Source organism: Frankia sp. AiPs1, assembly GCF_023716945.1.
Lineage (GTDB): Bacteria > Actinomycetota > Actinomycetes > Frankiales > Frankiaceae > Frankia.
The window spans coordinates 1-9,043 of record NZ_JAMQQF010000221.1; the positions used below are offsets into that span (position 1 = coordinate 1).

Genomic DNA, 9,043 nt, shown 5'->3' on the forward strand with positions numbered 1-9,043 from the left:
CCGCCAGGGCGCGCAGCCGGGGCAGCGCCAGCTCGCCGATGCCTCGCGCGCGGGCGGGCAGGTCCGCGGACTCGATGAACCCGATCGCCGCGAGGGCGGCCGCGCACGCCGCCGGGTTACCGCCGTACGTGCCGCCGAGCCCGCCGACCTGCGGGGCATCCATGATCTCGGCCCGGCCGGTGACGGCGGCCAGCGGCATCCCGCCGGCGATGCCCTTCGCGGTGGTGATGAGGTCCGGGACGACGCCCTCGTCCTCGCAGGCGAACATCTGGCCGGTGCGGGCGAAGCCGGTCTGGATCTCGTCCGCGACGAACAGGATGCCGGCGTCCGCGCAGAACTCGGCGAGGCGGGGCAGGAAACCACGGCCGGGGACGATGAACCCGCCCTCCCCCAGGATCGGCTCGATGACCATCGCGGCCACCTCGCCCGCGCCGATCTCGTCCCGGACGAGTTCGATCACCCGCGCCGCCGCCTGCTCGCCGCAGTGCTCGCGACCGGTCGGCCACCGGTAGGGGTAGGCCAGCGGCACCCGGTACACCTCGGGCGCGAAGGGCCCGAAACCGGCCTTGTAGGGCGTCGACTTCGCCGTCATCGCCAACGTCAGGTTCGTCCGCCCGTGGTAGGCGTGCTCGAAGACGACGATCGCGCTGCGCCCGGTCGCCGAGCGGGCGATCTTGACGGCGTTCTCGACGGCCTCCGCCCCCGAGTTGAACAGCGCCGTGCGCTTGTCGTGGTCGCCTGGGGTCAGCCGGTTCAGGGCCTCGCAGACCGCGACGTACCCCTCGTAGGGAGTGATCATGAAGCAGGTGTGGGTGAACCGGCCGACCTGTTCACGCACCGCCTCGACCACGCCGTCCGCGGCGTTGCCGACGCTGACCACGGCGATCCCCGAGCCGAAGTCGATCAACGAGTTGCCGTCGACGTCGACGACGACCCCGCCGCCGGCCGCGTGCACATACACGGGCAGCGTCTCCCCCACCCCGCGGGCCACCGCGGCGGACCGCCGGGCGGCCAGCGCCCGCGAGCGGGGCCCGGGGATCTCGGTGACCAGGCGGCGGACCTGGGGCAGCCCCGGGCCGCCACGGGCCGGCACGTTCGGAGGATTCGCAGGGTTCGTCACGTCGGCTCCCGCCTGCTCGCCCAGCCGTTGTCCACCTGGGCATCGTCCCCCGATCGCGGCCGCGGGGCCGGCCCGTCCGGCCAGCTCAGCGCGGGCATGCGACGGCGGTGTTCGCCGACGGGCCGACGGGCCGACGGGGCGCGTTGGAACCGCTGGGACGCCGTCGATGCGCCTAGGATGACGCGTGATGGCGACGACCCGGATGGCGACGACCGTGATGGCGACGACCCTGATGGCAGATCGCGATGGCTGACGTCACCTCGTTCTGGTTGGCGGGCAACCGCGCCGAGGGGACCGCGACGATCGACGTCCGCCACCCCTTCGACGACAGCCTCGTGGCCACCGTGGCTCAGCCCGACGCCGACCAGGTCGAGCGCGCCGTCACGGCCGCCGCCGAGGTCGCCCCGCGGTTCTCCGCGCTGCCGGCACACGTGCGCGCCACGGCGCTGGCGCACGTGTCCAGGGAGATCGCGCGGCGCGGCGACGAGCTCGCCCGGCTCATCACCGCGGAGAGCGGCAAGCCGCTGACCTGGGCTCGGGCCGAGGTGGCCCGGGCGAGTTCGACGTTTCGCTGGGGCGCGGAGGAGGCCCGCCGCTTCACCGGTGAGCTGACCCGGTTGGACACCGACCCGACCGGAGAGGGGCGCCTGGCGCTGAGCCGGCGCTTCCCGCGCGGGCCCGTGCTGGGGATCACCCCGTTCAACTTCCCGCTGAACCTGGTGGCGCACAAGGTCGCGCCGGCGCTGGCAGTCGGCGCCCCGATCATCGTCAAGCCCGCCCCCCGCACGCCGCTGTCCGCGCTGTTCCTCGGTGATCTGCTCGCCGAGACCGACCTGCCCGAGGGATCCTGGTCGGTCCTGCCCGTCCCGAACAGCCAGGTCACCGGGCTCGTCACGGATCCGCGCCTGCCGGTGGTCTCCTTCACCGGCTCCGGCCCGGTCGGCTGGTCGATCCGCGACGCGGTGCCCCGCAAGCACGTCGTGCTCGAGCTCGGCGGCAACGGCGCCGTGCTGGTGACGGCCGACTACGCGGCGCCGGGCGACCTGACCCGGGCGGCCGGGCGCATCGCCCTGTTCGCCAACTACCAGGCCGGCCAGTCCTGCATCGCCGTGCAGCGCGTCTACGCCGACCGGTCCGTCTACGCCGAGCTGCTCGGCGAGATCGTCACCGCGGTGCGGGCGCTGCGCGGCGGCGACCCGGTCGACCCGGCCACCGACGTCGGCCCGCTCATCGACACCGCCGCGGCCCGCCGCGTCGAGGAGTGGATCGCCGAAGCCGTCGCCGCCGGCGGCACGTTGGTCTGCGGCGGCACGCGCACCGGCGCGAGCGTCGCCCCCACCGTGCTCACCGACGTCCCCGCCGACGCCCGGGTCGTGCGCGAGGAGGTCTTCGGGCCGGTCCTCGTCGTGTCCGCGGTGGACGGACTGGACGAGGGCCTCGCCCGGGTCAACGACAGCGAGTTCGGCCTGCAGACCGGCGTGTTCACCCACGATCTGGCCACCGCGTTCCGCGCCCATCGCGAGCTCGCCGTCGGCGGGGTCGTCATCGGCGACGTCCCCTCCTACCGCGCCGACCAGATGCCCTACGGCGGCACGAAGGGCTCCGGCATCGGTCGGGAGGGCGTCCGCGCGGCCATGACCGACCTCACCGAGGAGCGCGTTCTGGTCCTCACCGGTCTCGACCTGTAGGCACCCGGTCCTCCCGGCGGTCAGGACACTCGGCGTCCCGGACACTCGGCGTCCCGGACGCCCGGCCCGGCCCGCCCGGCTCTCGACGCGGTGCGGCCTACGTGGGTGAGCTGACAGCATGGGCAGATGACCATCGACCTGCACACCCACTCCACCGCGTCGGACGGCCTGGTCGCACCGGAGGACCTCGTCCGGCTCGCCGCCGAGACGGGTCTGTCGGTCATCGCGCTGACCGACCACGACACCACCGCGGGCCTCGGGCGCGCCGCCGCGGCGCTACCTGCCGGCCTCACCCTGGTGCCGGGCGCGGAGATCTCCTGTTCCGTCGAGGTGCCCGGCGGGTCGATCTCCCTGCACGTGCTGGCCTACCTGTTCGACGCGGCCGAACCCGTCTTCGCCGCGGTCCGCGCCGGGGTCCGCGAGCATCGGGCCGTCCGCGCCCGTCGGATGGCCGACCTGCTGGCCGCCGACGGGCACCCGATCCGCTGGGAACGGGTGGCGGAGCTCGCCGCCGGGACGGTGGGCCGCCCGCACGTCGCCGCGGCGATGGTCGAGGCCGGGCTGGTGCCGACGGTGGCGGCGGCCTTCACCCGTGACTGGATCGGCACCGGCGGGCCGTACTGGGTCGGCAAGGAGCAGCCGGATGTCTGGCGGACCCTGCGACTGATCCGCGACGCGGGCGGGGTCAGCGTGTTCGCGCACCCCTTCGCCAGCCGCCGCGGGGTCACGGTCGGCCCCGACGTGATCGAGCAGATGGCCCGGGCGGGGCTGGGCGGGGTCGAGGTCGACCATCCCGACCATGACGCCGACGAACGACGCCGGCTGCGCGGACTGGCCGCCGACCTCGGCCTGATCGTGACGGGATCGAGCGACTTCCACGGCAGCAGCAAGCCGCAGGGCCTGGCCGCCGAGACGACCAGCCGCGAGTCCTACGAACGCCTGGTCGCCGCCGCGACCGGCGCCGCGCCCATCCACCGACCAGCCCGGACCTGACCGCCGAGCTCACACGCCCTGGCCGCAGCCCCGCGCGCCGGCGTCCTTGTCGCACCGCGGGCTGAGCCGCCCGAGCAGCTCGGCGAGCTGGTCCTGCTCCGCCCGACTGAAGTGGGACAGCACGTGCCGACTCACCCCCTTCAGGTGGGTGCCCGAGGCGGCCCGAAGCCGGTCGAGACCCGGCGGCGTCAGGGTGGCGAGCGTGCCGCGGGCGTCGGACGGACAGCTGCGCCGGGTGACCAGCCCCTCGCGCTCCAGCCGGTCGACCAGCCGGGTCAGCCCGCTGCGGGACAACAGCACCGCCTGCGCCAGCTCGCTCATCCGCAGCTCGTGGTTCGGCGCCTCGGCAAGCTGAACGAGCACGTCATAGGAGGCCAACGGCAGCTGGTGGACGGCTTCCAGCTCGGCCTCGAGCACCCTGGTGATGTGCGCGTGCGCCTGCAGCAGCCCCCGCCAGGCCCGCATGCCGCGCTCGTCGACCCAGTCCGCGTCGGTCTCGGAGCTGGCGCCGATCACCTCTTCGACTGCCATCGCGTCCTCCCGCTGCCGCCTCGATCAGCCTATGCCGTGACGTGCCCCCACCGTCTCTCCCGCCACGGCACCGGCCGGCCCGGGGGCGCCGCCGCGCGACCCCGAGTGCAGGTCACGACGATCGGTCCGGTTTCGAGTCGGATACCCGACAGGTCCTCCAGAACCAGCGGCCCACACCGATGGACAACCACCGTTACCGTGCGATTCATCCAGGTCCGGCACCCGTGGCTCACACCGGGCCGGTGAGTCAACGCTGACGAGCTTTCCGCGGGCTATCGTGGAGCGGACGGCGGCTTCGAGGGCCGCATCTGATGCCAATCTGTGACTGAGGTTTCCCTTGTCCCCATCCCGGCCTTCCTCCGACGCGATCCAGTCGGCTCTGGCGACGGTGCACGATCCCGAGATCGGCCGCCCCATCACGGAGCTGGACATGGTCTCGTCGGTCAACGTGCTCGACGACGGCTCGGTTGACATCACGGTGCTGCTCACCGTGTCCGGCTGCCCGATGCGCGATGAGATCATCAACCGTGTCAGCCGAGCGGTCAGCGCGGTCGAGGGGGTGCGCGAGGTCCGCGTCGACCTGCAGGTCATGACGGACGAGCAGCGCACCGCCCTGCACACCAAGCTGCGCGGCGGCATCGCTCCCAAGGTGATCCCGTTCGCGCAGCCGGGCTCCATGACCAGGGTGTACGGCGTCGCCAGCGGCAAGGGCGGCGTCGGCAAGTCCTCGATCACCGTGAACCTGGCCGCGGCGATGGCCCGATCGGGCCTCTCCGTGGGCGTGCTCGACGCCGACATCTACGGCCACTCCGTGCCCCGGATGCTCGGCATCGAGCGACCGCCCACCCAGGTCGACAAGATGATCATGCCGCCGCAGGCGCATGGCGTCCGGGTCATCTCCACCGGCATGTTCACCCGCGGAAACCAGCCGGTGACCTGGCGCGGGCCGATGCTGCACCGCGCCCTCGAGCAGTTCCTGTCCGACGTCTTCTGGGGTGACCTCGACGTCCTCCTGCTCGACCTGCCGCCCGGCACCGGTGACATCGCCATCTCCCTGGCCCAGCTCGTGCCCTCCTCCGAACTGCTGGTGGTCACCACCCCGCAGCTCGCCGCCACCGAGGTCGCCGAGCGCGCGGGCACCATCGCCGTGCAGACCCGGCAGAACGTCGTCGGCGTGGTCGAGAACATGGCCTGGCTGCCCTGCCCGCACTGCGGGGAGCGCGTCGACGTCTTCGGCTCCGGTGGCGGCGCCGCCGTGGCCGAGCGGCTGACCCGCGTCCTCGGCCACGACGTCCCCCTGCTCGCGCAGGTCCCGGTCGACGTCCGCCTGCGCGAGGGCGGCGACAACGGCGTCCCCCTCGTCGTCGCCGAGCCGGACGCCGAGGCCAGCAAGGCCCTGCGCGCGGTGGCCGACCGCCTCACCTACCGCTCCCGCGGCCTAGCCGGCCGCAGCCTCAACCTGACCCCCGCCGGTCGCTGACACGCAACCCCGCAACACGGCAGCCCAGCAGCCCCGAAGCACGGCCCACGCCCGCGGGCGCCCGGCCCCCCGGTGACACCCACCGGCCCCGGCCGCCTGCGGGCGTCCTGCTGCCGCCTGGCGATCCCGCTCAGGGTGATCGGCGACTCGGGCTCGCCGGCGCGGCCAGTCGGCAGGCCAGGTTGGATTCCGCTAGGGATGATCAGCGACCGCCCGGCAGGCCGGCGGCCGGCGTGGCGGTGATCCGTTGCGATCCCCTCCAAGGCGCGATTACTTGTGATCAAGGGTGGCCCCCACCGCGGCCACGTTGCGGTGCGCTGTGCACGGTCTGGGCCCGCAGACCGTACATTCCGTACCGCAATGCACCGCCTCCCGCCAGCCAACCTGGACGATCGTCGCGTCCGAAGGCTTGGCACGGTCCTGCCGGTTCCGCGGAACCGCGTCGGTTCCGCGGAACCGCGTCGGCGCCGTCGGAGGCCAGCCCGACGTCAGGACAACCCCGACGCCCATGACCACACGTTCCCCACGACCATGCCTCGATGGTCGTGGGTCAGATGGCACCACCACGCCGCCTGATTCACAACCACATACGCGACCTAGGGATGATCGGCGACCCCGGACGTGGCCGCGCCGCGCGAGGCCGTGTGGGGGACCGTTGCGATCCCTCTAGGGATGATCAGCGACTTCATCGTGCTCGGCGCCGGGCTCCCGTCGGAGGAGTTGCGATCCCTCTAGGGATGATCAGCGACGCTGGCCTGGAACATCCGCAACACCCTGCACGGCACCCGGTTGCGATCCCTCTCTAGGGATGATCAGCGACTAGTGCTAGACGAGGACGCTAAACCGATCCCAAGTTGCGATCTCTCTAGGGATGATCAGCGACCGCGACATGTTCGTCCACAACATCATCCGCGCCCTGTTGCGATCCCTCTAGGGATGATCAGCGACCCCAGCCGCCGCAGCGCCACTGCTGCGGCGGGTGCGCGTTGCGATCCCTCTAGGGATGATCAGCGACCCCATAGTAAAGGTGCAGGTCAGGGCGGCGGTTGAGGGGGCCGTTTCTGGGGATCTTGCAGCGGTTCGGAGGTAGTGCAACTGCGCAGGTCAGGGCACTGATCCATCCGGGGCGCGATGGGTTGAGGCCCGCCATCGGGGGGCGCGCGGAACAGCAGATTTCGCTGGCCACGCCGACGACAGGCCACCGGCCGTCTCGCGACCACGCGTCCGGCTGCGGTGGCCGCCGGCCCGGCATCGCCCAGGGGCCTAGCCGGCCCGCGGAGAGAGATGACTCAGGTGGCGTCTGGATCGAAGGGAGCGGCGTCCGGCTGGGCGGTGGGCTGGGGCGGGACGACGCGGGGGGCGGTCGCCTTACCGGGCGACGACTTCGACAGCAGCGCGGGCGTCGCCGGGGCCGGCGGCACGGGGGCGTCGGTGGCGGGACGGCCGGGCTCGCGGGAGGCATCCTTCGGCAGGGAGGACTTCGTCAGCGACGGGGTCGCGGGAGAGTCATCGCCGAGGAGCAGCGCGTCCAGCGCGGTCCGTTTCGTCAGGTACGGCGGCAGCGGGGGCTCGTCCTCGAACAGGTGCTTGCGGACGAAAGTCTTCGGATGCAGATCTCGAATGTCGAGATCTGCGAATTCCGGGCCAAGCTCGGACCGGAGATCATTGCGCATGCCGTTGGCCATCTGCCGAAGCTGGCGGAGCATGCGCCCCGCGTCCCGGGCCGCCTTGGGCAACCTGTCCGGGCCGAAGACGAACAGGCCGATCAGCAGCAGGACGACGACTTCACCCCACCCGACACCGTTGAACACCGGCTGAGCGTACCTCTCCCCATGTTGCCTCGCGGAACTCCCGGGCAACGAGAGGATGTCTAATGCTCAGTTCCGTTGTTCCTGAAGTGTCATTTGGGTGGTTCCGGTGACGCCGCCGCGCACGTAGGTGACGGCGACCTTGTCGCCCACCCGGTGCAGCCGGGCCGCCACGAGGAGATCGTTCGTCCCGCGGATCGTGTTCGCGTCGATCCGGGTGATGACGTCGCCGACCCGCAGCCCGGCTCGGGCCACCGGGCCGTCGGGAACGAGGCCCACCAGTCGGGCGCCGGGCACCCCACCGGTCGCCGACGCCTCACCCGAAGTGACGGTGGCGGCCGAGGCGCCGACGTAGGGATGGGTGGCTCGACCGGTCGCGATGAGCTCCTGGGCCACGGAGCGGGCGAAGTCCACCGGGATGGCGAAGCCGACACCGATGCTGCCGCTCTGGGTCTGCTCCTCATGGCCGGGGACCGCCGCGATCGCCGCGTTGATCCCGACGACCTGCCCGAGCGCGTCGAGCAGGGGGCCACCGGAGTTCCCCGGGTTGATCGCCGCGTCGATCTGGATCGCGCCGATGAGGACCGTCGGAGCGCTACCGTTCTCGGCCGGCACGGTCGGATTGCGATCCAGGGCGCTGACGACTCCGGTCGTCACCGTCCCGGACAGGCCCAGCGGCGCCCCGATGGCGACGATCGGTGCCCCGACCACGAGGGAACCGGACTGGCCCAGCGTGGCGGCGGGCAGTGGCGTCGGGGCGGGAATGCGCAGCACCGCGAGGTCGGTCTGCGGGTCTCGCCCGACGAGCTGTGCCTGGATCTGGCCGAACTCCTGGTAGCGGCGCACCGAGATCGGGCTGCCGCTGGCGACCGCGGACGCGATGACATGGTTGTTCGTGAGGATGAAGCCGTCGGAACTGATGATCACTCCGGAGCCGGTGCCGCCGCCGCCGTCGTCGCCCACCCCGCCGACGTCGACCGTCACGACGGTGGGCAACGCGGCCGCGGCGATTGCGGCGACCGTGCGGCGATCGGTGACGGGAGCCGGGCTGCCGACCGCGAGCGTCTTCACCGGCTGGACGCTGGTGTCGCCCGTGGTGATGGCGACGGCCAATCCGCTGATCGCACCGCCCACCAGCCCCGCGACCAGCAGACACGCCAGCAGCACCCGTCGGCCGAGAACAACCGGGGCACCCCCCAACCCCTCGCCGCCGCCCGGCGCCGTCCGTGGCGCCGGGGACGCGGAATAGGCGGAGCCGGCGTCGCGATCGCCATCACCACCGGCTCGCAGATCCGGCTTCGCCTCCCCGCCGGGACCGGCGATCCCGACGCGCCGAGCGGGCCGCAGGGCCGTCACCGATCCGGTGCCCCGGCGGGGCTCCCGCGCCGGCGCGACACTCACCCCTGACCCGGCACGCCCGCTC

At 72.7% G+C, this 9,043-nt stretch carries 7 protein-coding genes and 1 CRISPR repeat array; of the genes, 3 read left to right on the forward strand and 4 right to left on the reverse strand.

All coding sequences use genetic code 11. The features are described from left to right. Positions 1 to 1,120 (reverse strand): 4-aminobutyrate--2-oxoglutarate transaminase (locus tag ND748_RS18365; protein WP_251747090.1); only part of this gene is annotated, 1,120 nt, incomplete at its 3' end. Positions 1,121 to 1,365: 245 nt separating this feature from the next. Here ND748_RS18365 and ND748_RS18370 point away from each other — a divergent pair. Beyond that, positions 1,366 to 2,808, forward strand: a complete 1,443-nt coding sequence (locus tag ND748_RS18370) for an aldehyde dehydrogenase family protein (RefSeq protein ID WP_251747097.1) — start codon at positions 1,366 to 1,368, stop codon at positions 2,806 to 2,808. A 126-nt stretch (positions 2,809 to 2,934) separates the two neighbouring features. After that, positions 2,935 to 3,801 carry a PHP domain-containing protein gene (locus ND748_RS18375; protein ID WP_251747099.1) on the forward strand — a complete coding sequence of 289 codons (867 nt, stop codon included), beginning with the start codon at positions 2,935 to 2,937 and terminating at the stop codon, positions 3,799 to 3,801. A 9-nt stretch (positions 3,802 to 3,810) separates the two neighbouring features. On the opposite strand, the gene ND748_RS18380 is transcribed toward ND748_RS18375, so the two are convergent. Then, the gene (locus ND748_RS18380) at positions 3,811 to 4,332 is read right to left on the reverse strand and encodes a MarR family winged helix-turn-helix transcriptional regulator (protein WP_251747100.1); all 522 of its coding nucleotides are present in this window, start codon (positions 4,330 to 4,332) and stop codon (positions 3,811 to 3,813) included. A gap of 337 nt (positions 4,333 to 4,669) precedes the next feature. On the opposite strand from ND748_RS18380, the gene ND748_RS18385 reads away from it, so the two are divergent. Further along, positions 4,670 to 5,812 carry an Mrp/NBP35 family ATP-binding protein gene (locus tag ND748_RS18385; protein ID WP_251747102.1) on the forward strand — a complete coding sequence of 381 codons (1,143 nt, stop codon included), beginning with the start codon at positions 4,670 to 4,672 and terminating at the stop codon, positions 5,810 to 5,812. Positions 5,813 to 6,466: 654 nt separating this feature from the next. Then, positions 6,467 to 6,827: a CRISPR direct-repeat array (repeat unit 30 nt; unit sequence GTTGCGATCCCTCTAGGGATGATCAGCGAC). Between the two features lie 274 nt (positions 6,828 to 7,101). Here ND748_RS18385 and tatB read toward each other — a convergent pair. Further along, positions 7,102 to 7,623, reverse strand: coding sequence for a Sec-independent protein translocase protein TatB (tatB, locus tag ND748_RS18390; RefSeq protein ID WP_251747104.1), 522 nt, complete (start codon positions 7,621 to 7,623; stop codon positions 7,102 to 7,104). Between the two features lie 66 nt (positions 7,624 to 7,689). Beyond that, positions 7,690 to 9,043: S1C family serine protease (locus ND748_RS18395; protein ID WP_251747106.1), on the reverse strand; the 1,354-nt coding region annotated here is incomplete at its 5' end.